Here is a 22,275-nt window from a genome sequence, read left to right as displayed (position 1 = left end):
TACCTCAAGTACGAGCCTCTGGCCCAGATTGCGGCATCACCGCAATGCCGCGTGTGGCGGCAGCCCAAGCCAGAGCTTTCTTCTGGATAATTCCAACATCCGGGGTTCCCAAAGGGCGACGGCCCTTTGGTGGGGCGTGGGGCAAGGCCCCACCTATCCCTCAGATGACAGGCGTGCCGCCCGTCACGGCGATGGTCGCACCCGAGATATAGCTGGCTTCGTCGCTGGCCAGCATGACGTACGGTGCGATCAGTTCGACAGGCTGGCCAGGGCGGCCCAGCGGGGTATCCTCGCCAAAGACATGCACGTGGTCGCCATGCATGGTGGCAGGAATGAGCGGTGTCCAGATCGGGCCCGGGGCAACGGTGTTGGAGCGAATACCCTTCTCACCAAGCAATTGCGCAAGTCCGCCGCTGAAATTCTGAATGGCGGCTTTGGTGGCGGAATAAGCAAGCAGGCGCGGCTTGGGGCTGTCTGCATTGACCGAGATGGTATGAATGATCGAGGCGCCGCGCTTCATATGGGGAACAGCGTGGCGGGTCAGACGGAATGTCGCGCCGATATTGGTGGCAAACGTATCGTCCCACTCATCTTCCGAGATGTCCTCAAGAGCGAGGCGTTCGATCTGGAAAGCGGCGTTGTTCACCAGAATGTCGATCCGGCCGAAGGTCGAGACTGTCTGGTCGATCACGGATTTGCAGATCTCGCGTGACTTCAGGTCGCCGGGGAGGAGAAGCACCTTGCGGCCCGCCTTTTCGATCCAGGCAGCTGTTTCCGCGGCGTCGTCGGCTTCCTCGTCAAGATAGGAAAGCGCGATGTCGGCGCCTTCGCGCGCAAACCCGATTGCGACTGCACGGCCTATGCCTGAATCGCCACCTGTGATGAGGGCAATCTTGCCCGCGAGGCGACCTGAGCCCTCGTAGCTCTCCTCACCATGATCGGGGAGGGGCGTCATGGCTTTGGTCTGACCCGGGATGCGATCCTGAAGGGGGGTATCAAAGGGGGGCTTTGCGTAATCGGTCATGATGAGGCTCCGTTTTCCGGACGGCGGTCAAGTGCCGCGGGCTGTGCGTTGCACCCTATTCATCGCGAAAATGTGAGCCTTAGTTTCATGGCAAAGCGTGTCGCGGCGCTCACAAGGTCAGGAATGGGCTTTCGTAAGGCCTTGCACAGGGCATCCTGAGGGCCTGTCACGGATCAGGTGGACGATCGTGACAGGCCGGTTTTCATCAGGCTGAGCGGATCAGCTTGTGATTGACGAATTCCTCGATCCCGTTGGAGGAAAGTTCGCGGCCATAACCGGAGTTCTTGACCCCGCCAAATGGCAGTTCCGGGGCGGTGCCCGTCACATCATTGATAAACACCATGCCGGTTTCAATGCGCTCGGCGAGCTTGCGACCACGCTCGACCGAAGCCGTATGAACGGAACCGCCCAGACCGAACGGAGAGTCATTGGCAAGTGCGATGGCGGCGTCGTCATCGGCCACCGGGTAGACAATGGCGGCGGGCCCAAAGATTTCCTCGTAGAAAATCGGGTTATCCTTGGTGACATGCGTCAGCAGGGCCGCCTGCATGAAAAAGCCCTCGCGATCGAGCCTCTTGCCGCCGGTGACAAGCTTTGCCCCGTGATCGACTGCTTTTTCGACCTGGCTCAGTGCGAGCTTCATGGCGTTTTCGCTGCTCATCGGGCCGTGAGTGACGCCCTGCTCGAGCGGATCACCATAGCGGAATTCGGCCAAGGCGTCGGAGAGGCGACGCACGAATTCGTCGGCCAGCGATTCATGAACGATCATGCGCTTGGCGGCGGTGCAAACCTGACCGTTATTGGACATGCGCCCTGCCACGGCACGGGGGATGACCTCGTCGAGATTGGCATCGTCGAGCACGATGAACGGATCGGAGCCGCCGAGTTCGAGCGTGGTCTTTTTCAGGGCCTTGCCAGCCTGTGCGGCGACAGCGCTGCCTGCACGCTCACTGCCGGTCAGGGCCACGCCACGCACTTCAGGGCGCGCAATCAGTTCTTCCGACACATCATTGTCGATGAACAGATTGGTCCAGGCTCCCTTGGGTGCCCCGGCTTCGAGGAACAGCGCCTCGAAAGCGAGGGCGCATTGCGGCACACCCGGTGCATGTTTGGCGAGCACGACATTGCCGGCCATCAGGTTGGGACCTGCCACGCGTGCGAGCTGGTAGTAAGGGAAGTTCCAGGGTTCGACGCAGTAGATGACACCCAGAGACTGGCTGAGGACCGTCGCACGACCTTCCGAGACAGGGATCTCACGCGGGGCTAGGAATTTCTCGGCGTTTTCGGCGTAATAGGCGAGGATCTTCGCAGAGAGTTCGGTCTCGGCAATGGCCTCGGGCAGAACCTTGCCCATTTCGATGGAAATCAGTCGGGCGTATTTCTCCTTGTTCTGCTCAAGGATCTGCGCCGCCTTGCTGACGATGGCCTTGCGCTCGGCAAAGCTGCGATGACGCCAGTCACTTCTGTAAAATTCATGGGCGGCGTCGAGTTTTTCAAAAGCCTGCGCCTTGGTGTGAAGGTCGAACTCGCGCTCGGTTTTGCCTGTGGCGGGGTTGATCGTACGATAGGCGCTCATCGTTTTCTGCTCCCGTTTATCTGGTGTCCGGCGCATGGCCGAACCAAAGTCACGGTCGAACAAATGCCTAGAAAGGCGCATGGTTTCCCTCAAAGGGGAGGCAATATCGGTTGGGTAACCCCCTAAACGCACGGTTTGGGCATGGAAGAAACACCCGCATAAAGGCCGCTGAACGCTGGCTTTCGCCTGGTTGAGACGGTAGGGTCGAGCCCGTCGAGGGTCTTGCGCGAGTGAGTGAAAAGGGAATGTCGGACGGGCTAGCTGATCCTGAGAGGATCGGGCGCGAGGCGGCAGCTGTCCCCGCAACTGTGAGCGGTGAGCGCCCTGCCGGAACCACTGGGTGCAGGTCATCCGGGAAGGGGCAGGGGAGCGATGAACCGTGAGCCAGGAGACCTGCCCTTGTCATGTCTGACGGCCAGACCGGACGGGATGATCCGGTTGTTGCGGAGAGCCCTTCTCGTGAACGAGTTTACCCTGCCTTCTGACGTGCTGCGACGCGCACGAAATGCCGTCAGGCCTGAACTGCTTCCTCATCGGGGATCTTTGATCGGGCACAGAGGGAGCCAGAGATGAGCGCTGAAACCTTGCCGGTGTCTCCGCCGTCGCTGCGCTGGCGCATTTCCCTGCTGGGGATTGGCCTGCTTATGGCCAATATGGCGCTCTGGGTCTGGACCTTCATGATGTTTCGCGATCGGCCCTTGCTGCTTGGCAATGCCCTGCTGGCTTATGGTTTTGGCCTGCGTCATGCTGTCGATGCCGATCATATCGCCTCGATTGACAACGTCACGCGCAAGTTCATCCAGATGGGGCGTCAGCCCTTGCTGACGGGGTTCTGGTTTGCCATCGGTCATTCCCTGATCGTTGTGCTGGCGGCGCTGGGCACGGCGCTGCTGTCACAGGCGATGCAGGATCGTTTTGGTGCATGGCGTGATATCGGTGGCATTGCCAGCACGCTTGTTTCGGCCGGCTTCCTGTTTGCCCTGGCCATCACGAATTTCATTGTCCTGCGCGGCGCCTGGCGCGCCTGGCGTCACATACGGGCAGGCGGGGCGATCGAGGAGGTCGACCCAGAAGCGCTTCTGAACCGGGGCGGAGTGCTGTCGCGCCTGCTCTATCCGCTGTTCAGACTGGTCTCGCGCAGCTGGCATATGGTGCTGCTTGGCTTTCTGTTCGGCCTCGGCTTCGATACCGCGACAGAGGTTTCGCTTCTGGGGCTGTCTGCCTCACAGGCGAGCCGGGGTGTTTCGGTTGCGGCGATCATGATCTTTCCTGCCCTGTTCGCTGCGGGCATGGCCCTTGTCGATACGGCAGATGGTGTTCTCATGCTCGGGGCCTATCGCTGGGCCTTTGTCGATCCGCTGCGCAAGCTGCGCTATAACATCATCATTACCCTGATCTCGGTGATCGTGGCTGTCGGGATTGGCAGTATCGAAACGCTGCGCCTGCTGGGTGATCAGATCGGTTTTGAAGGGCGGTTCTGGGGCATGGTGGCCACTGTCAGCGACAGCTTCAACCAGATCGGGTTTATCGTGATCGGGCTGTTCGTGCTGGCCTGGATGCTGTCTCTGATTTTCAGCCGGGTCGATGCACGGCGCAAAAACTGACGAAGGGCTTACGGTCTCGGCGCGCCGGCGGTCGCGAGTACAACCACCAGCGGGCGTTGCGTTCAGAAATGGGCGCCAATGCGCATCTGAAAGGCGCGACCGATAAGCGCCTCGTAATAACGGCCCACGCTATAGATGACTGCATCGCGTGGCAGGGCGTCGGTGATGTTGTTCACCACGAAGCTGGTCGAGAAATGCTCGGTTACGGCATAGTCGAGTGAGAGATTGAAATAGGCAAAGGCCGGGCGTTTGTTGCCCTCATAACGCGTGGTCGGCACCTGAAGGGCCACGAGGCTCGGGCCATACCAGATAGTCTGCCACTGAGCGTTAAAGGGGCCACGTATCCACGTGGTGTTGAGCGTGAAATTGTCATTGGGCGCAGCAATATTACCTGAAAGCAGATAGGTGCTTCCGGCATAATTGCGCGTGCTCTTGACGTAATGCACGTAGTTGCCTCGAAGGTCGATTGCCCCCGAACTCTCAGGCAGACCCAGACGGGAGAGGGGAGTGTTATACTCTATCGTCGTTTGAAGGGCCTGGGTCTCGTAGCTGGCGATATTATAGTAGCCGGAGCGGAAAGAGGAAATTTGCCCCGATGAATCCCGGGTGAATGTCGAGCAGAAGCGATTATTCGGGTAGATGCCGGTGTCATAGCAGGCGTTGAGCAGATCATTGGCACTCAGATAGGTGATGGCATCAGCAACCCTGACATCCACGAATGAGGCTTTGACATCGAACCCGCGTATGAAATGCGGCCTGAATTCAAGGCTGCCCATATAGCTTTTGGAACGTTCATTAGAGAGATTCCGGTTTCCTCCGGCTGTACCCTCGACGCCGTAGGAATTGAAGTTCGAGACGAAATTCTGAGGCAGTCCGGCGCGTGCGCAATTGGCGGCTCGCAGGGCCGGGTTGGGGCCCGACGCAAGGCCTGTATCGGAACAGGGATCGACGCCGTTCTGATAGGTCGAGGATTGGGGGGAGTAGAGTTCGCCAATGCCGGGATTGCGTACCGATAGAGCGTAATTGCCGCTCAGACCGATATCGCGTGTGGGCCACCAGGCCGCACCGGTCATATAGGTCCAGTAGGTACCGGTGATACTGTTATAGGTTACGCGCCCATTGGCCGTCAGGGAGAGATGATAGGCACCCGGGAGGTGCATTGCCGGTGAGATCAGAGGGATATCGAGCTCGCCGAAGCCCTCATGCGTATGATAAGCGCCGCCCGTATACGGGATCGACGCGCTGTTGCCGTAGGGGAGATAGCTGCCATCGCCCTGTTTCCAGCCAAGCAGATAGGCGCCGGGGTCAAAATGATAGGCCTCGCGTCGATGTTCGTAGCCCAGATCCCACCGTATCGCCCCTGCTGGCAGGGTCGCCACGGTCGAGCTGATTTCGGCCTGCAGATCGCGTTGCGTGTTGCGGTTGGTCGAGCGTGACTCCGTTGTGACGTAGTCGCGCGCGGCCGGCGTCATCTGGTTGTAGCCAAACGGGTTGAGCGGGGCACATACCGCGCTGCGCGTGGCAATCGGGGCATTCTGGTAGCCGGGAGCACATTCGATTGTGCCATCAGCAGCAGTGACAGCATTCAACGCATTGACAAGGTTGGGAATAACGAGCGACGGGGCCGTCGTGGCATTGGTATTGCGCGTATACTCGCCCTGCAGCTTCCAGTTGAACTGACGGTTGAAGGCCCGGAAATCGCCATTCAGCCCGCCCTGAAAACGAAACATCTGCGATGTGGTGCGAAACAGGCCCTGATCGAGATCCTGATTGAGGCGGTTGAGATAGAATGTATCGGTTGGCAGGCCGTTTTCAGCCAGAGCCTGCTTGATTGTGCTCTGTTCGGCACTTGTGAGGAACGGGTTGCTGGTGCTCAGGGCGAAAGCACCAGTCGTGACACCGTATTGATAATAGCTGCTGCTATAGGGCCCGGCATTATTCGCCGTCAGCGCATCGTTGAAAAGCGTGCTGCTCCATGTTCCCTGACCTACCTGGTTTTCGGCGCTGCCGCGTGCGTACCAGCCTTGCCAGCGGGCGTGGATGTGCGGATCAAAATCGTAATGGCCAAGCAAGGTCAGGTTGAGCTTGTCGTTTGGCGTGACGATCTGGTTGTAGTTGCGCAGGGAGATACCATCGCCCCCAACGGCCTGAGCCGTGTCACCCTTGAGCAAGGTCCCCGCGTTGAGCGGCACGAGCGACTGGCCGTTCTGGCTGAAGGTCAGGGGAACACCACTGGCATTGGCGATGCCGGACGCAGCGAGCCCAGCCCAGGTTGCACCATAATTGCCGCCATACACGGGAAAGTCGCCATAGGCGCCGGTCAGGGACGGCATACCGGTGAGCGAAGCCTGGATGAAACGCAGGTCAGGGCTCAACACATAGGTGTAAGGGGATGCTTCACCCAGTACGGGCCGGTGATAGACAGTCGCGTTGGCGCCGAACACATCCGGGCGATCACTGGCGACGATACCGGCCTGATTGCGATATTCGACATCGAAGACCAGCCCTCCCTTGTCGTGATCGAAACCGGTGCCGGCCTTGAATGCAATCTTCTCGCTGGCGGCATCGAGCTGTTGTGTCCATCCCCCCTGACCGTCAAGCGAAACACCTTTGTAGTGGTCATCGAGCGTATAGTTGATCACACCAGCCACAGCATCAGCGCCATAAGCTGCACCAGCACCGCCCAGACGGGTATCCACCGACTTAATGAGCGAGGTCGGCAACGTGCTCACGTCAACCTGTGAGCCCGATCCCACACCGTAGATCGAAGCCGTAGCCCCGCCGCCCATGCGCATGCCATCGACAAGGGTAAGGGTACGCTGCGAACCCAGATTAAGCAGGCTCACAAAGGACTGTCCGGCACCAAACATGTTCTGTGTGCCGAGTGAGGAATTGTCAGGCACGCTGACGGCAGGGTTTTCGCGCAAGAGCGCAAGGCCGAGATCGGTATAGCTCCGGCGGCCAATCTGTTCGCCACTCAGTGACGATCCGGCCATGACATTGGTCAGACGCGATTGCGTCAGGCGCGTGCCGGTGACGAAAATCGTCTCTGCGGGGGACGCTTTCTGCCCCGCGCCCACAGCCAATGCGTCGCGTTTTGAGGGCCCGGAAGGGGACAGGCGATGTTTTTCGCTTGTCGGTTGCACTGCCTCGCGTGGCTGTTGCCGCAGTTGAGCCTGCTCCCGCAGGGGATGGGATGTCTGCTTGTCTTGCGAACCTGCCCCGGATTGCCCGGTGACTTTTTCGGACGCCAAGGCAGAAAGCGGGGCAAAGGCCATTGTGCCGGCGGTCAGGGTAAGCAGGAGACGCAATGACCGTGCGGGGGTGAGAGCACTTGTCTTCACCCTTGCGGGAAATGGCATCAAGAACACCCCATCGCTTGTGTGCCATTATCTGGCACATCATGTCCGTTTGTCTGTCTTCTCCTTGCGCTACACCGTGCGGCACAAGTGCCCTTGCCGGGTGATTGCGTGCGGCAACCGGGTGAGAGCTCTCCTCCACTATTATCCCCATGGGCGAAAGGCGAAGAAGTATCGCGGTAATACTCCGCGAATATGTCACGCTGTTGTACAATCGCAACAGTGCATCACACATTGTGCCGTCGTGATTGATATTGTTGGTAAGTTTCCAATGGGCCAACAGCGACATGGAGGGTATTCGAGGGCGCCCGCCCGCTATGTCGGCAGTCAGGGGGGGAGGCAAAGTGTCTTTGTCTCCAATCGCAGCAAGGCGAGCGCGGCTCTCCGGGCGACACATTGCAGCTTCGTATCGCGGAATTCGTTTTTACGCAGATAAGTCAGCCTGCCCTTGCCATTTGCAAAGGCAGGCGTTGCGACGGGGCTTATTGGAAAGGCAGATACCGGAACGTGACGTATACGGTATTGCCAAAGGTGGTTGGATAGACCGAGCCGCCCTTGCCATCCGACCCGCGAAAGGCAAATTTGCGGATATAGGTATATTGCACGCCTCCCATGAGGCTTCCGTAAGTGCCATCGAGGAAATGCCACCAGCCCCCCGCCGTCATGGAAGCCAGGGTCCGGGTTTGGGCGGTGCATGTTCCGAACTCGATGGAGCAGCCAGCGAGGTTATGGTCATTGACGCCATAGCCATATTGCATGCCGTCGGCGGCAATATAGCTTCTTTTGCTGCTGGCCTCGACACCGCCATAGAGATACACCAGCACCGAAGGATCCGGATGGCCGATCAGGCCAAGCGCACCACGGATCTGAGGGATGGGCGAGAGACCGCCTTGACCGTTGAAAGTGACATCGGGAAGCTGGGACGCACCATAGCGACCGATACCTTGACCCGCGATGACATTCCCCGTCAGCTGAAGGTCCGGCGTAAACAGCGATGTGGTCATTCCGGCACCTACACCGCCCCCGAATTTGGTATCCTTGTGGCTGCGGGCGTCACCGGGAGACTGGATGACCGAACGGAACCAGCGGCCGAGGCCGAAAACCTCGTAATGCCCAAGATTGGTATCGACGGCTCCCTTGACGATCACATCAGGGATCGGATTATCGGTATATTCAGCACTCGGGTTGAGCAGCAACCCGCCCGTATTCTGATAGAAAACGCGCGGCCCCTGTGTGTAGCCCCTGAGCGCTGGCAAGCGACCACCCGATGCCAGATCGGCTGAATAGGCAATGGTCGCCTGAGGGTCTTCAACCGAGACAGCCAGCCAGTATTTGTTCCCCCAGTCCTTGCCGATACGGATTTGGGGTACGCGCAGGAAGGTGATGCCCGGTATCTGGTTGTTGTCTGTCACGGCAGGCAATTGTTCGCTGCGCGGGGTGACCCCCTTGGCGTAGTTTGTCGAGAGACTCCATGCCTGCCCCATGAGGACATGGAAACCCCAATCCTTCTTGGTGAAAGTGAAATATCCCTGCCTCAGCCTTGGCGTATAGCCGCTGATCTGTACGGAGTTAGTCGTCCCTGCCGCCCCGCCAAGATCGGACTCGATATAGGCTTGCAGGCGGATATCGCTCGTGGGATTGGCCTCCAGAAGGGTAGAAAGACGCGTGAGCTGGGCCGAGAGCCGCTCCTCACTCAGGCCGTGATTTGGGCTGTTGGCATAGGGGAAGTTGTTCCATGCCGTGGCGGGACCGCTGGTGATCGTAGAGTCACGCCAGATATTGGACATATCGATGAAACCGCCAAGACGCACCGAAATATTGCCGATGCTGAATACAGGCGGCAGATGATCGACGGAGGTCTGGGTAATGGCGAGAGGGCTCGATGAGCTCAGATCGATGGCGGACCCGGCGCTTCCCGATGCGCTCCCTGGTGTGCTGGTCGGTTCGGTCACCGCGGCGCGACCGGATGGCAATGTGGCCTGGGCAAGGCGCGTATCTGGTGCACCGGACCTTATCCCGGCTGTATCAGCCTGCGGTGCTTTCAGGGCATGCGAGGCACTGGTGGACCCTGCAGCTCGAGCGGAGGCGGTCTGATTAGCGCCTCTGGTGGCGCTACCCTGGCGTATGGGGTGGCTGGTGCGGCTCCCCCCCTGTTTGCCGACTGATCGGGCCTGTCGGCGTTGCTCTATCTTCACGACGCGGTTTTCCAGATCGCGGATCTGCGCCTTGATCAAGGCAAGCTCATCATCATCTGTCGAGGCCCGGGCCGCAACGGGCGTCAGGCTTGTACCAATACTCACGCCGAGCAGAGAGAGTTTGAGGGTAGTCTTGAAACGCTCGCTCACCTTGAGTTCGCCTTGGTTATTCTTGTTATTAGATTTTATACCCTCGGTAGGGGCGTAAACTCATTAACAGAATAAACGATTTCGGTAATTATTATTTATGATTTCTAATCTTGTTGTCGATGCGTCAAGGCTCTTTTTATCTCAGGCCTTTTGCCATCGGGTGGCGCGGCTCAACGCTGCAGAAGGGCCTGATACGCCGCGTGCCGATTGATGACGTGATTGATGAAATCGCAGCGTACGGCAATCTTCTGATCTGTCGTCAGGAGATGATCGAGCACGGCCCTGACGAGCCGCGATCCAATACCCTTTCCGGCCAAAGCCTCAGGAACGGAACTGTGATCCAGGACCAGAACAGAGCCGTCGTGATGATAACTGACAATACTGGTCTCGCCCGCTTCTGACCATTCGAAGCGATTGAGCGCCTTGTTGTCACGAAGGCGACCGGAGCCGAAACCTTGTGTGTCCTGCGCTGCCTTCATGACGTTCTCTCCAATGAGCTCGTTTTGTAGTCCCGATGCAGATCCCACACTGTCAGGACCAGCATGATCGTGGTGAGGAACAGCACAAGATTGGTAAACTGTCCCAGCCAGGCCCCCAGCATCGCCGACAAGACGTAGGTCAGCCAGGAACAGGCAGGCAGAGCCACTTCCTTCAGGGCTGGTCTTTTTCCATCCGGTTTCACGCGGCCGAGCCAGAGCAGAAGGTAGCGCCCGGTGAAAGCCTCGGAAAACTTGACGATGTTGTTTGTCACCACAATCGTCTGGAGCGACACCCCGCCAAATTTGGCCAATGTCTCGCCCTGAATGCCCAGTGCAAGCGCGACGAGAGGCAATTCGACCGGCAGGCGCAACCCGGGGGAAAGCCGGACGAAACTGACGATAAAAAGAATGGCAGCCATGATCAGGAGGCCCCAATAGGGCCAGCTGAGGAATTTCTTGATCAGGCTTGCCCCGATACAGCCGAGAAAAAACAGGCCCACTGCCGTGCCGATCGAACCTGCATTTGACCAGTGATGCAGTGCCACAGCGCGGCCAAGCTGCACGGTATTACCCGTCATGATGCCGGGGTAGATGCCGCCGACATCGATATAGGTCGTGACTTCCACCACAGCCACAACGAAGGTCAGGCAGAAGACGCGCCGCAGCAGGGTGGCTAGAGAATCCTCCTGCGCGGCCGGTGTGGATAGTGTCACGTTTGTGGTGGTCATGATGGCTGCCCGGGGGCGAACTCCACGCGCAGGGCTGCGCCGTGTTCATCGAGCCTCGGCGCACCGGGGCGTGTCAGAGGATCATCATAGCCGCTGATCTTCACCGGGTTGCCCGGCATTTTCAGCCCCCCGGCATCAATCACCATGTTTCTGGCGGCTGTTTGGGGAAGAGCAGCGGCTTCTGCGACATTCAGCATCGGACCGACCGGGACACCAGCCTTTTCGAGGGCGTCAAGCCAGAAGGCTGCGTCGTTTTGCTTGAGAGCCCCCTCGATGGCCTCCTTAAGCGCATCGAGATTGTCCATGCGATCGCTATTGTCCAGAAAGCGCGGGTCCGCTGTGAGAGCCTCGATGCCAAGCGTGTGGCAGAGGGCGCCAAACAAATGGTTATTGCCGCAGCAGATCACGATATGGCTGTCTCGTGTGCGGTAGACATCGAACGGCGCCATGGATGGGTGGCGATTGCCGATACGTGGCCCGGCGGCACCCGTAGCCGACCATGTCATGAGCGCATGTTGCAGAAACGCGAACGTGCCATCGAACATGGATACATCGACATGCGCCCCTTTGCCGGTGCGTTCCCTCGCGTAAAGCGCGCTGGCAATGCCGCAGAACATGAACGTGCCGCCACACAAATCAGACAGCGACGTTCCGCCGACCCGCGTGGGAGGACCATCAGGAAACCCTGTCGCCTCCATCATGCCGCTCATGGCCTGCACGATCGTGTCATAGGCCGGATAATGGGCGAGTGGCCCGGTATGCCCAAACCCCGATGAGGAGGCATAGATCAGTCTGGGGTTGAGGGCAGAGAGTGTCTCATAGGAGAAGCCGAGACGGTCCATCACACCGGGGCGGTAGTTTTCGCACAGGATATCGGCACGCTTGACCATCTCGAGGAAAACGCCTCGATCATTCTCATCCTTGAGATTGAGAACGATGCTCTCCTTGCCTCGGTTGACGAAGGAGAAATACAGCGAACGATCACCGACATAAGGCCCATAGGTGCGCGTATCGTCACCATGCCCCGGCGCTTCCACCTTGATCGTACGCGCACCCAGATCGGTCAGAATCGTCGTGCCGAACGGGCCGTTCAGCACGTGGGTCAGGTCGATGGCCAGCAGCCCCTCGAAAGGGCCGCTGGGGGGACGGGACGCCGTCACGGGTGCCTTTGCAGAACCTGCGACTACATCCCCTGTGTTGCCTTGAACATTTTCATCCATGGAGCTGCCTCACTTTGAACCGGCTTTGGGGTTGAGCTTGCTCAGATGGCCGCTTTCCGTACCGACATGCGGGTCGATAGAGGCTGTGATCATGGCAGGGCCACCGCAGGCCAGCGCATTGTCCAGCGCACGCGAGAGCGCCTCGTGATCGGTCACGTAGTATCCCTTGCCCCCGAAGGCTTCGATGATCTTCTCGTAATGACCATTGGCCTCCAGAACCGTTACACCCGGATCCGTGCCACCGCTGCGGTTGATGTCATCGCCACGATAGATGCCGCCATTATTGAGCACGATCATCACAACGGGCAGGCGGTACCGGCAGATCGTTTCGACCTCCATGCCACTGAAGCCAAAAGCGCTGTCACCCTCAATTGCAACGACCGGCTTGCCTGTGGTGATGGCAGCGCCAATGGCATAACCCAGCCCGACGCCCATCGTTCCCCAGCTGCCAGGGTCGAGGCGGCGGCGCGGTTTGTCCATATCAATGACGTTGCGGGTAATATCGAGCGTGTTGGCCCCCTCGTTCACCAGTACGATGTCGCGCCCCTCCAGGCCCGTCTTGATGGTGCCAATCGCTGTGTAGAAGTTCATCGGCGTGGTCTTGTTGGCCAGACGTTCGGTCATTTTCTGCGTGTTGGTGTCACGCTTGACCGCAATCGCAGCCAGCCATTCCGACGGCGCGCAGATTTTCTCCTGCTTCAGGGCGGTGGCCAAGGCCTGCACCGTCAGGCCAAGCTCACCGGCCAGCGGGGCGGCAATAGGGCGGTTGCTGTCAAATTCCTCTGGGTTGATGTCGATCTGGATGAAGCGTGCGTCAGGCGACCATTGCGGCGGTTTGCCGTGTCCAAGCATCCAATTGAGGCGTGCGCCCACCAGCACCACCACATCGGCCTGTCCCAGAACCAGCGAGCGCGCCGTGGCGGCAGAGGCAGGGTGGGTATCGGGCAATAGCCCCTTGGCCATCGACATGGGCAGAAACGGGATGGAGGTGCTTTCAACGAGATCTCGTATGACCCCCTCGGCTTGGGCATAGGCTGCGCCCTTGCCGAGCACGATCAGGGGCTTGCGTGCCTGTTTCAGAAGCGAAACCGCACGGGCGATCGCATCGGGGCAGGGTGGCAGGGCCGATTCCGGAGCGACAACCGTGATCAGGGAGTCCTGACCTGTTTCTGAATCGAGCGTCTCGCTCAGGACGGCAGCAGGCAGGTCGAGATAGACACCACCCGGTTTTCCTGAAAGCGCAGCGCGTATCGCGCGCGCTACCCCAATGCCGATATCGGCCGCACGGTTGACGCGATAGGCGGCCTTGGCGAAGGGGCGGGCGGCGGCAAGCTGATCGAGCTCTTCGTAATCACCCTGCTGCAGGTCAACGATCGCACGATCGCTGGACCCGCTGATGAGGATCATCGGATAGCCATTGGTCGTGGCATTGGCGAGGGCAGGAAGGGCGTTGAGAAAGCCTGGGGCAGAGGTTGTCAGGCAGAGCCCCGGCTTGCGGGTAAGATAGCCCGAGATCGATGCTGCATGAGCAGCGGGTTGCTCATGTCGGAAACTGATGAAGCGCATCCCCTTCTCCTGGGCGAGGCGCGCAAGATCCGTGATGGGGATGCCAACAACGCCGTAGAGCGTGTTCAGACCGTTGCGCTGCAGGGCTTCAATGACAAGGTGAAAGCCGTCCGTGCTGGATGCGAGGGGAGATTGTGCGGGTGCCGATGCGTTGGCGGCCGAAGGGGCGTCTGCCATGACTCATTCCTTTTCCCTGCGCCATTTCCGAAAGGCGACGGCGCAGAAAGGGCTTGCTATTCTTTGAGGGACGATCAGGACCGGAATGCCTGTTTCAGGACATTCCGGTGAGTCTGTCAGGCGCAGACGATCTTCTTCGAGCGTAGATCGGCAATCTGGTCTGCCGAATAACCGAACTCGGCAAGGATCTCATCCGTATGCTGACCAAGTAGCGGGGCTGCGGTAATTTCCGGAGTGAAGTCGCTGAACTTGATCGGATTGATCGTCAGGAACGATCCACGTACCGGCTGCTCGACCTCGACAATCGTGCCGGCGTCACGCAGGTCCTTGGACTCGGCAATTTCCTTCATCGACAGAACCGGTGCGCAGGGCACACGGAATTTCGAGAGATGGGCTACGGCCTGGTATTTATCCTTGTCGGCAAGCGAGGCCTCGATGGCAGCGAAGATCTCGAACATGTGGGTCTCACGTGCCTTGGTCGTGCAATAATGCGGGTCGGTGGCCCATTCAGGCTTGCCGATGGCCTCGCATGTCGGCCCCCAGTTCTGCTCCTGCACGGTGCAGTAGATATACGCGTTCTCGTCCGTCTCCCAGCCTTTGCATTTCAGGATCCAGCCTGGCTGGCCGCCACCGCCTGCATTGGCACCGCGCGGCACAGTGTCGCCGAACTTCCCGTCCGGGTATTGCGGGTATTCTTCCAGATAACCCACGCGCTCCAGACGCTGCTGGTCACGCAGCTTGACACGGCACAGATTCAGCACGGAATCCTGCATCGAAACGCTGATTTTCTGGCCTTTTCCGCTGCGTTCGCGGGCAAACAGGGCCGTCAGAACGCCGATCAGCAGGTGATTGCCTGTGTTACTGTCACCGAGTGCCGCAGCCGAAATGAGCGGGCCATTCGAATTGCCGGGGGCCTGACCATCCACATGCGGCGCGCCATTCCAGTAACCCGTAGTCGAGGCCGAACCGCCGGCGCATTGTGCGACGTTTTCATAGGCACTGATATGCGACCAGGGAGAGGCGTCGCCAAAACCCTTTACCGTGCCGTAAATCAGGCGCGGGTTGAGTTGATGGAGAACGTCCCAGCCGAAGCCCATGCGATCCATGGCGCCAGGGCGGAAATTCTCAAGCAGGATGTCGGCCCATTTGAGGAGCTTCTCGAAAACCTCACGTCCTTCGGGGGTTTTCGTGTTGAGCTCGATCGAGCGCTTGTTGCTGTTCAGCATGGTGAAATACAGCGCGTCGGCATCCGGGATGTCGCGCAGCTGACGGCGGGTCACATCGCCGACGCCGGTCCGCTCAACCTTGATGACATCGGCACCGTACCAAGCCAGAAGCTGGGCAGCCGAAGGGACCGATTGCACACCACCGAAATCGATGACCTTGATTCCGGCAAGCGGCTTTGTGTTGTCTTGTACAGTGCTCACGAGGGCAACTCCGTTATGATTGTTCTTATCGTTTTTTCGGAAAGCGCTTATCGAACGAATAAGCCCAATATGGGGGCTACGCGGTCGGTGTGAAGTATGTTCCCGAGGGGCGTGCTCACAATAAAACTTGATGAATATTTTTCATTTCTTTGGGAACTATGGTAGTTTCTCATAAATCATCGAAACTACTTATGAGGAAGGCTCATTTGTTCAATAATCCGCCGAAGGATTGATGTGCCTCAATGACTGTTGCCCTTCGCCAGGTTAGCGCTCGGTAACCTGAGCAGGCGGAATGATTACCTTGTTCCTCTCCCTGGCAGGATATTCCCCCGAGCCATGCTGTCATTGGGGTCAGTCTGGCCGGAAGAGAGAATGAGGTTCTTCCATGGCGCTCAAGCTACGTGAACTCAATCGGGCGCTGCATGTCGGCACACGTATCGGAGTGGGAAGCGTACGGTCACGCCGTCCTGACTACGTATCGCTTATGCCGCCCTGCAATCACGCCTGCCCGGCAGGGGAGAACATCCAGGGGTGGCTTGCTCTGGCACAAAGCGGCGCCTACGAGGCCGCTTGGCATCTGCTTAAAACGGAGAACCCGTTCCCCGCCATTCACGGTCGTGCCTGTTATCACCCTTGTGAAAGCAGCTGTAATCGTGCCGAGATGGATGACGCTGTGGCGATCCATGAGGTCGAGCGGTTTCTGGGTGATATGGCCGCCGAGAAAAACTGGCGGGTCGCCTGTAAGCCTGCCACGGGCAAGAAAGTGCTTGTTGTTGGTTCGGGGCCTGCGGGGCTGTCCTGTGCCTATCATCTGGCACGGCAGGGGCATCAGGTTGAAATTCGCGAGGCCTCGGCTCACGCGGGCGGCATGCTGGCCTATGGCATTCCGGCGTATCGCTTGCCGATGGATATTCTCGAACGTGAAATGGGTGATGTTCTGTCAATGCCGGGCGTGAGTCTGCACTGCAATGCGCCTGTAACGGATCTCGCTCGAACCATGAAGGAAGGCGCTTTCGATGCTGTCTTTCTGGGCGTTGGCGCGGCGCGCGCCCTGACCATGCCGCTGGCCACCGAGGCGGGATATCAGCCTGTCGAGGCGATCGACCTTCTCCATGCTGTGCGTGAAGGAAAGCGGCCCGAGCTTGGCCGTACTGTGGTGGTGGTTGGTGGTGGCAATGTCGCGATGGATGCCGCCCGTACGGCACGCCGTCTCGGCGCAGAGAAGGTCTTTATGGTCTATCGACGGGACGAGGCCCATATGAGCGCCCTGCCAGAGGAGCGCGAGGCCGCCGAGGCCGAAGGTGTCACCATACGTTATTGCAGCGTCGTCACCTATTATGGACATGATGGTGTTGAGATCGAGCATGTTGAACTCGATCCGCAGACCGGTGCCATACGTCCACCAGCAGATGGCCGCGCGCCGGATAGAGAGAGGCTGGCAGCTGACAGCGTCATTCTGGCGATTGGCCAGCATAGTGACTTCTCGCTCTGCTCTGACATGAGCGATATCGTGATTGACAAGGGCGAGAGGCTGGAAATCGATCCGTCTTTCATGACGGGCGCACGCGGCGTGTTTGCCGGTGGCGATTGTGTGCGAGGAGCACGCACCATGACCACCGCGACCGGCCACGGCAAGAAGGCCGCCCGGGCGATTGATGCCTATTTGCGGGCAGAAAAACCGGTGCCCGACGCGCCGGCCGAGATCGTGACCTTTGACATGCTCCACATGCCGGCCCTGCTGATGGCTGTGCGCGAGGAGGGCGCCGAATTGCCCACGTCGCTTCGCACGGGGTTCGAGGAGATCATTGCGGGGCTGAACGAGACGCAGGCGCGTCATGAGGCGGGGCGCTGCCTGTCATGCGGTAACTGTTTTGAGTGCGATAATTGTTTTGCTGCCTGCTCCGAGCAGGCCATCACCCGACTGGGTCCGGGCAGGGGCTATGCCGTAGACGAGACCTTGTGCACCGGCTGTGGCGATTGCGCCGGACAATGCCCGTGTCATGCCATCGTGATGACGCCTGAACACAATGATGCCGAGTGCGCGGAGGCTGCGGTCACCTTAACGCCGCAGCGCTTCGTGGTACGCGCCTGAAGGCGGGAAAAGAGAACAAGACGATGAGCCATAACGCAAACACCGCCCCACAATCCGGCAAACCCCAACCTGGTGAAATGACCACTCTGGACGGGAATTCTGCTGTTGTTCACGTCGCGTATCGCGTGAACGAGATCTGTGCGATCTACCCTATTACGCCTTCCTCACCTATGGCCGAGACAGCCGATAGCTGGGCCAGTGAAGGGCTGAAAAATCTCTGGGGCAATGTGCCTATCGTGCAGGAAATGCAGGCCGAGGGCGGTGCGGCAGGCTGTGTGCACGGCGCTTTGCAAAGTGGTGCGCTGACGACCACTTTCACGGCCTCGCAGGGTTTGCTGCTGATGATCCCCAATCTGTACAAGATTGCGGGCGAATTGACATCGACCGTGGTGCACGTGGCTGCACGCGCCCTTGCAGCCGGGGCGTCGTCTATTTTTGGCGATCATCAGGATCTGATGGCCGTTCGCCAGACAGGTTTTGCCCAGCTGGGTGCAGCCTCGGTGCAGGAAGCACATGATCTGGCAATTATCGCCCAGGCCGCCACGCTCGCTTCACGCGTGCCATTCATCCATTTCACGGATGGTTTTCGGACCTCTCACGAGTATAATTCGCTGAAACTGGTCCCTGATGACCAGATCCGGTCGATGATCGACGAGACGCTTGTGCACGCGCATCGTGCCCGCGGGCTGACGCCAGATAATCCGTTCATTCGTGGCACATGGCAGAACCCGGACACGTATTTCCAGACGCGTGAAGCGGTAAACACCTATTATCTGCGTACGCCTTCTCTCGTGCAGTCTGCCATGGACCGCTTTGCCGCACTGACCGGGCGTCAGTACGGGTTGTTCCGTTACGACGGCCCGCAGGATGCGCGCCATGTCATCATCGCGATGGGGTCGGGTGCCGAAGTGGTGCGCGAAACGATGCGATGGATGAACGAACGCGACCCTGAGGAGAAACGGGGGGCCATTCAGGTTCTCCTTTACCGGCCTTTCGACGCTGCAGCCTTTCTTGCAGCGTTGCCGCCGACAGTGGAGCGCATTGCGGTGCTGGATCGCACCAAGGAGCCGGGGGCACCGATGGAGCCGCTTCATGCGGATATCGTGGGTGTACTGGCCGAAGCGGTGGCTACGGGGAAATTCCCTCACATGCCGCGTGTTATTGGCGGGCGTTATGGCCTGTCGTCACGCGATTTCCACCCCGGTATGGTCAAGGCGGTTTATGACGAACTGACGAAGCCCGACCCTAGCCCCGTCTTTACGGTCGGTCTCATCGATGATGTGACGAATCTCAGCCTCGAATTTGACGAGACGATCGATATCGAACCCGGGAACATGACGCGTTGTCTGTTCTATGGGCTTGGCGCGGATGGCACGGTGGGCGCCAACAAGAACAGCGTTGAGATCATCGGTGAAATCGACGGGCATTATGCCCAGGCCTATTTCGATTATGACTCTCACAAATCGGGCGCAGAAACGGCATCGCATCTGCGTTTTGGCACCAGCCCCATCAACGCGCCCTATCTGATTCGGCATGCAGATTTCGTCGCGTGTCACAAATTCGAGTTCCTGTTTCGGCGCGACATCCTGGGTGCCGCCAATCCGGGGGGTATTTTCCTTCTGAATTCGCCTTTCGGTCCGGACACGGTCTGGGAGCGCCTGCCGCGCAAGGTTCAGGATCAGATCATCGCCAGGAAGTTGCGCTTCTATGTGATCGATGCGTCCAGTGTCGCGCTCGAGATCGGTCTCGGGCCACGCATCAACACCCTGCTGCAAACCTGCTTCTTCCATCTTGCAAAGGTTCTGCCTGAAGCAGAGGCAATCAGCGCCATCAAGGCTTTCATTCGCAAATCCTACGGCGCGAAGGGCGAAAAAATCGTCGCCCTCAACGATAAGGCGGTTGATGCTGCCCTGTCAGCCCTCCATGAGGTATCCGTTCCGGCGCAGGCACAGGGAACGCGCCCGATGCCTGCCATTGTGCCCGCCGAGGCACCGGAATTCGTGCACCGGGTCACAGCAGAGATTATGGCGGGGCGCGGTGAACTGATACCCGTCAGTGCCATGCCGGTTGATGGCACGTTTCCCGGGGGCACGACGCGGTATGAGAAACGCAATATCGCCATCGAAGTCCCTGTGTGGGAGCCGGATTCCTGCATCCAGTGTGGACAATGCAGCATCGTGTGCCCCCATAGCGTGATACGTGCCAAGACCTATGACGAGGCCCGGCTGGAGGGGGCGCCTACGGGTTTCCGGTCAGCGCCAATCAATGCCCGTGGTTACCCGCAGACGCGCTACACCCTTCAGCTTTATGTTGAAGACTGCACAGGTTGCGGCGTGTGCGTGGATAATTGCCCCTCAATTGATGCCCAGACCCAGAAGCGCGCCATCAATATGACTGAAAAGCTGCCTCTGCTCGACCGTGAGCGGGCCGGTATGAGCTTTTTCGAGACCATTCCGGAAATGGATCGCAACCAGGTCAACCCAACCACAGTACGAGGCGTACAGTTTTTCGAGCCGCTTTTCGAGTTCAGTGGGGCGTGTGCCGGGTGTGGTGAGACCCCCTATCTCAAGCTTGTCTCGCAGCTTTTCGGCGATCGTCTTCAGATTGCCAATGCGACAGGCTGCTCCGCCATCTTTGCGGGTAATACGCCGGCCCATCCATGGAAAGCGAATGCGCAGGGCCGTGGCGTAGCGTGGTCGAACTCGCTGTTTGAGGACAATGCGGAGTTTGGCCTTGGCTTCAGGCTGGCCATCGACAAGCAGACCGAACTGGCGCGCGATCTGGTTGCGGGCCTACGTGACACAATCGGTGGCGATCTTGCCGATGCCTTGCTCGATGCCCCGCAGGAAGATGAATGGGATTATGCCATCCAGCGCGACCGCGTGGCAGCCCTGAAGGGAAAACTCGAGGGATCTGCTGATAAATCGGCGGTCATGCTGCTGTCGGTTGCCGATCACCTTGTAAAACGCTCGGTATGGATCATCGGCGGTGATGGCTGGGCCTACGATATCGGTTATGGTGGCCTCGACCATGTTCTGGCTCAGGACCGGAACGTCAATATTCTGGTGCTGGATACCGAGGTTTATTCCAACACGGGCGGGCAGTCCTCCAAGGCCACGCCGCTTGGTGCCTCGGCAAAATTTGCCGCCTCCGGCAAGCGCGTGCCGCGCAAGGATCTGGGTCTGCAGGCGGTCTCCTACGGCAATGTGTATGTGGCGCAGATCGCCCTTGGGGCTAATCCCGAGCAGGCTCTGACGGCCATACGCGAGGCCGAGGCTCATGATGGTCCGTCGCTGATCATTGCCTATTCGCAGTGCATTGCCCACGGCATCGACATGCGCGACGGCATGAAGCAGCAGGCCAGGGCGGTGGCCAGCGGATACTGGCCGCTCTTCCGTTTCGACCCGGCCATGCGCAAGGAGGGGCTCAACCCGTTCCAGCTCGATTCAACACGCCCGCGTCTGCCGTTCGAGGAATATGCCTATCGCGAACTGCGCTACAAAACCCTGTCGCGAACCAATCCGGAGCAGGCGGAGCACTTGCTGCATCAGGCGCAGGCCGCGGCGCTGGAACGCTATCGCCTGTATGAGGACATGGCCTCACGTGATGGCAGGCGCTTCCTGCCTCACTGGGAGGATGTGCAGTGACCGCGCAAACCTGCGCCCCTGAGACCAGACAGACAAACGAACCGGAAGAAGATCGCGCGATGACGACAGTACTTTCCACTGCCTCCTGCACGCGCAGAACGATTTTCGACGGGATGATTGCCAGAGCTGCCGGGCTGGGTGCTGTGCCTTATGCGATTGTTTGGCCCTGTGAGGGACATGCCCTTGCCGGCGCCATTGAGGCGGCACGACATGGCGTGCTGGAGCCGGTTCTTGTAGGCGATCCTGCGCTTATCGCCAGTGCGGCGCAGGAGGCTGGGCTTTCGGTGGCGTCCTGCCGGATTGTCGAGGCCGAAACACCAGAGCGCGCCGTGCAGGTCGCGATTGGCCTTGTTCATTCAGGCGAGGTCCAGGGCCTTGCCAAGGGCAGCCTGCACACAGACACATTGATGCACGGTGTCGTTGCACAGGAGAGTGGCCTGCGGACATCACGGCGCATGAGCCATGTGTTCATGGTCACGGTAGCGGGGCGCACCGACCCGCTTTTCGTGACCGATGCCGCCATCAATATTACCCCCGACCTCGTAACCAAGCAGCACATCGTGCAGAATGCAATCGACCTGCATCACGGTCTTGGCTATGGCGCACCGCGTGTGGCGATCCTTTCCGCTGTGGAGACCATCAATCCGCGTATTCAGGGAACGCTCGATGCCGCCTGCCTGAGCAAGATGGCCGAACGCGGCGAGATAACGGGAGCAGTGCTCGATGGGCCGCTTGCAATGGATGGTGCGGTGGACCCGCAGGCAGCCTCCATCAAGAAGCTGACCTCACCTGTCGCCGGCCGCGCCCAGATCCTCGTTGTACCGGATCTCGAAGCCGGGAACATTGTGGTCAAGGCGCTCAGCTTTCTCGGGCAGGCGAGTTCGGGCGGTATCGTGCTTGGTGCCAAGGTGCCCATCCTGCTGACCAGCCGAGCCGATACCATCGAGGCAAGGCTCGATTCAGCCGCCCTTTGCGCGCTTTATGCGCGACATCTCAAAAGTCTGTCTGTTGCCTGAAGCCGCTGGGCCACT

Annotated in this window: 13 protein-coding genes and 1 riboswitch; of the genes, 4 read left to right on the top strand and 9 right to left on the bottom strand. The window is 59.3% G+C overall.

Annotation, left to right across the window (positions count from 1 at the left end; all coding sequences use genetic code 11):
• Positions 1 to 160: 160 nt before the first annotated feature.
• Complete coding sequence (locus tag Asbog_RS11795; RefSeq protein ID WP_062165277.1) at positions 161 to 1,024, bottom strand: SDR family oxidoreductase; 864 nt, start codon at positions 1,022 to 1,024, stop codon at positions 161 to 163.
• A 205-nt stretch (positions 1,025 to 1,229) separates the two neighbouring features.
• Positions 1,230 to 2,600 carry an NAD-dependent succinate-semialdehyde dehydrogenase gene (locus Asbog_RS11790; RefSeq protein ID WP_062165276.1) on the bottom strand — a complete coding sequence of 457 codons (1,371 nt, stop codon included), beginning with the start codon at positions 2,598 to 2,600 and terminating at the stop codon, positions 1,230 to 1,232.
• Positions 2,601 to 2,800: 200 nt separating this feature from the next.
• Positions 2,801 to 3,015, top strand: a riboswitch (cobalamin riboswitch).
• Positions 3,016 to 3,169: 154 nt separating this feature from the next.
• Between Asbog_RS11790 and Asbog_RS11785 the strand changes: the two genes are divergently transcribed.
• Positions 3,170 to 4,204: a HoxN/HupN/NixA family nickel/cobalt transporter gene (locus Asbog_RS11785; protein WP_062165275.1), complete on the top strand. Its 1,035-nt coding sequence runs from the start codon at positions 3,170 to 3,172 to the stop codon at positions 4,202 to 4,204.
• Between the two features lie 62 nt (positions 4,205 to 4,266).
• Here Asbog_RS11785 and Asbog_RS11780 read toward each other — a convergent pair whose 3' ends face one another.
• The 7 genes from Asbog_RS11780 to frc form a co-directional block, all read right to left on the bottom strand.
• Entirely contained in the window at positions 4,267 to 7,566 is a 3,300-nt protein-coding gene (locus tag Asbog_RS11780) for a TonB-dependent receptor domain-containing protein (RefSeq protein WP_083511002.1), read from the bottom strand.
• A gap of 479 nt (positions 7,567 to 8,045) precedes the next feature.
• The gene (locus tag Asbog_RS11775; protein ID WP_371861671.1) at positions 8,046 to 9,908 is read right to left on the bottom strand and encodes a hypothetical protein; all 1,863 of its coding nucleotides are present in this window, start codon (positions 9,906 to 9,908) and stop codon (positions 8,046 to 8,048) included.
• Between the two features lie 170 nt (positions 9,909 to 10,078).
• The gene (locus Asbog_RS11770) at positions 10,079 to 10,387 is read right to left on the bottom strand and encodes a GNAT family N-acetyltransferase (RefSeq protein ID WP_062165273.1); all 309 of its coding nucleotides are present in this window, start codon (positions 10,385 to 10,387) and stop codon (positions 10,079 to 10,081) included.
• Entirely contained in the window at positions 10,384 to 11,115 is a 732-nt protein-coding gene (locus tag Asbog_RS11765; protein ID WP_062165272.1) for a YoaK family protein, read from the bottom strand. The genes Asbog_RS11770 and Asbog_RS11765 overlap by 4 nt, the downstream gene beginning before the upstream one ends.
• Positions 11,112 to 12,335: a CoA:oxalate CoA-transferase gene (gene yfdE / locus Asbog_RS11760; RefSeq protein ID WP_083510868.1), complete on the bottom strand. Its 1,224-nt coding sequence runs from the start codon at positions 12,333 to 12,335 to the stop codon at positions 11,112 to 11,114. The genes Asbog_RS11765 and yfdE overlap by 4 nt, the downstream gene beginning before the upstream one ends.
• Positions 12,336 to 12,344: 9 nt before the next feature.
• Complete coding sequence (gene oxc / locus Asbog_RS11755) at positions 12,345 to 14,078, bottom strand: oxalyl-CoA decarboxylase (protein ID WP_062165271.1); 1,734 nt, start codon at positions 14,076 to 14,078, stop codon at positions 12,345 to 12,347.
• A gap of 116 nt (positions 14,079 to 14,194) precedes the next feature.
• Positions 14,195 to 15,505, bottom strand: a complete 1,311-nt coding sequence (gene frc / locus Asbog_RS11750) for a formyl-CoA transferase (protein ID WP_062165270.1) — start codon at positions 15,503 to 15,505, stop codon at positions 14,195 to 14,197.
• 385 nt (positions 15,506 to 15,890) lie between these two features.
• Between frc and Asbog_RS11745 the strand changes: the two genes are divergently transcribed.
• The 3 genes from Asbog_RS11745 to Asbog_RS11735 are packed head-to-tail and all read left to right on the top strand — an operon-like array spanning position 15,891 to position 22,260.
• A complete protein-coding gene (locus Asbog_RS11745; RefSeq protein ID WP_062165269.1) occupies positions 15,891 to 17,597 on the top strand; it encodes an NAD(P)-binding protein in 1,707 nt (568 codons plus the stop codon).
• A 23-nt stretch (positions 17,598 to 17,620) separates the two neighbouring features.
• Positions 17,621 to 21,244 carry a pyruvate:ferredoxin (flavodoxin) oxidoreductase gene (nifJ, locus tag Asbog_RS11740; RefSeq protein WP_062165268.1) on the top strand — a complete coding sequence of 1,208 codons (3,624 nt, stop codon included), beginning with the start codon at positions 17,621 to 17,623 and terminating at the stop codon, positions 21,242 to 21,244.
• A gap of 59 nt (positions 21,245 to 21,303) precedes the next feature.
• Positions 21,304 to 22,260, top strand: a complete 957-nt coding sequence (locus Asbog_RS11735; protein WP_062165970.1) for a bifunctional enoyl-CoA hydratase/phosphate acetyltransferase — start codon at positions 21,304 to 21,306, stop codon at positions 22,258 to 22,260.
• The last annotated feature ends 15 nt before the right edge of the window (positions 22,261 to 22,275 follow it).

Origin of the sequence: Asaia bogorensis NBRC 16594 (assembly GCF_001547995.1) — a bacterium.
Taxonomy (GTDB): Bacteria; Pseudomonadota; Alphaproteobacteria; order Acetobacterales; family Acetobacteraceae; genus Asaia; species Asaia bogorensis.
This window is presented reverse-complemented; position numbering and strand designations above follow the sequence as displayed.

Excerpts from the sequence above, each read along its gene's own strand:
- oxc (WP_062165271.1), bottom strand. The coding sequence starts at position 14,078 with ATGGCAGACGCCCCTTCGGCCGCCAACGCATCGGCACCCGCACAATCT.
- Asbog_RS11780 (WP_083511002.1), bottom strand. The coding sequence starts at position 7,566 with ATGCCATTTCCCGCAAGGGTGAAGACAAGTGCTCTCACCCCCGCACGG.
- yfdE (WP_083510868.1), bottom strand. The coding sequence starts at position 12,335 with ATGGATGAAAATGTTCAAGGCAACACAGGGGATGTAGTCGCAGGTTCT.
- Asbog_RS11795 (WP_062165277.1), bottom strand. The coding sequence starts at position 1,024 with ATGACCGATTACGCAAAGCCCCCCTTTGATACCCCCCTTCAGGATCGC.
- Asbog_RS11745 (WP_062165269.1), top strand. The coding sequence starts at position 15,891 with ATGGCGCTCAAGCTACGTGAACTCAATCGGGCGCTGCATGTCGGCACA.
- Asbog_RS11770 (WP_062165273.1), bottom strand. The coding sequence starts at position 10,387 with ATGAAGGCAGCGCAGGACACACAAGGTTTCGGCTCCGGTCGCCTTCGT.
- Asbog_RS11785 (WP_062165275.1), top strand. The coding sequence starts at position 3,170 with ATGAGCGCTGAAACCTTGCCGGTGTCTCCGCCGTCGCTGCGCTGGCGC.
- Asbog_RS11735 (WP_062165970.1), top strand. The coding sequence starts at position 21,304 with ATGACGACAGTACTTTCCACTGCCTCCTGCACGCGCAGAACGATTTTC.
- nifJ (WP_062165268.1), top strand. The coding sequence starts at position 17,621 with ATGAGCCATAACGCAAACACCGCCCCACAATCCGGCAAACCCCAACCT.
- Asbog_RS11765 (WP_062165272.1), bottom strand. The coding sequence starts at position 11,115 with ATGACCACCACAAACGTGACACTATCCACACCGGCCGCGCAGGAGGAT.
- Asbog_RS11790 (WP_062165276.1), bottom strand. The coding sequence starts at position 2,600 with ATGAGCGCCTATCGTACGATCAACCCCGCCACAGGCAAAACCGAGCGC.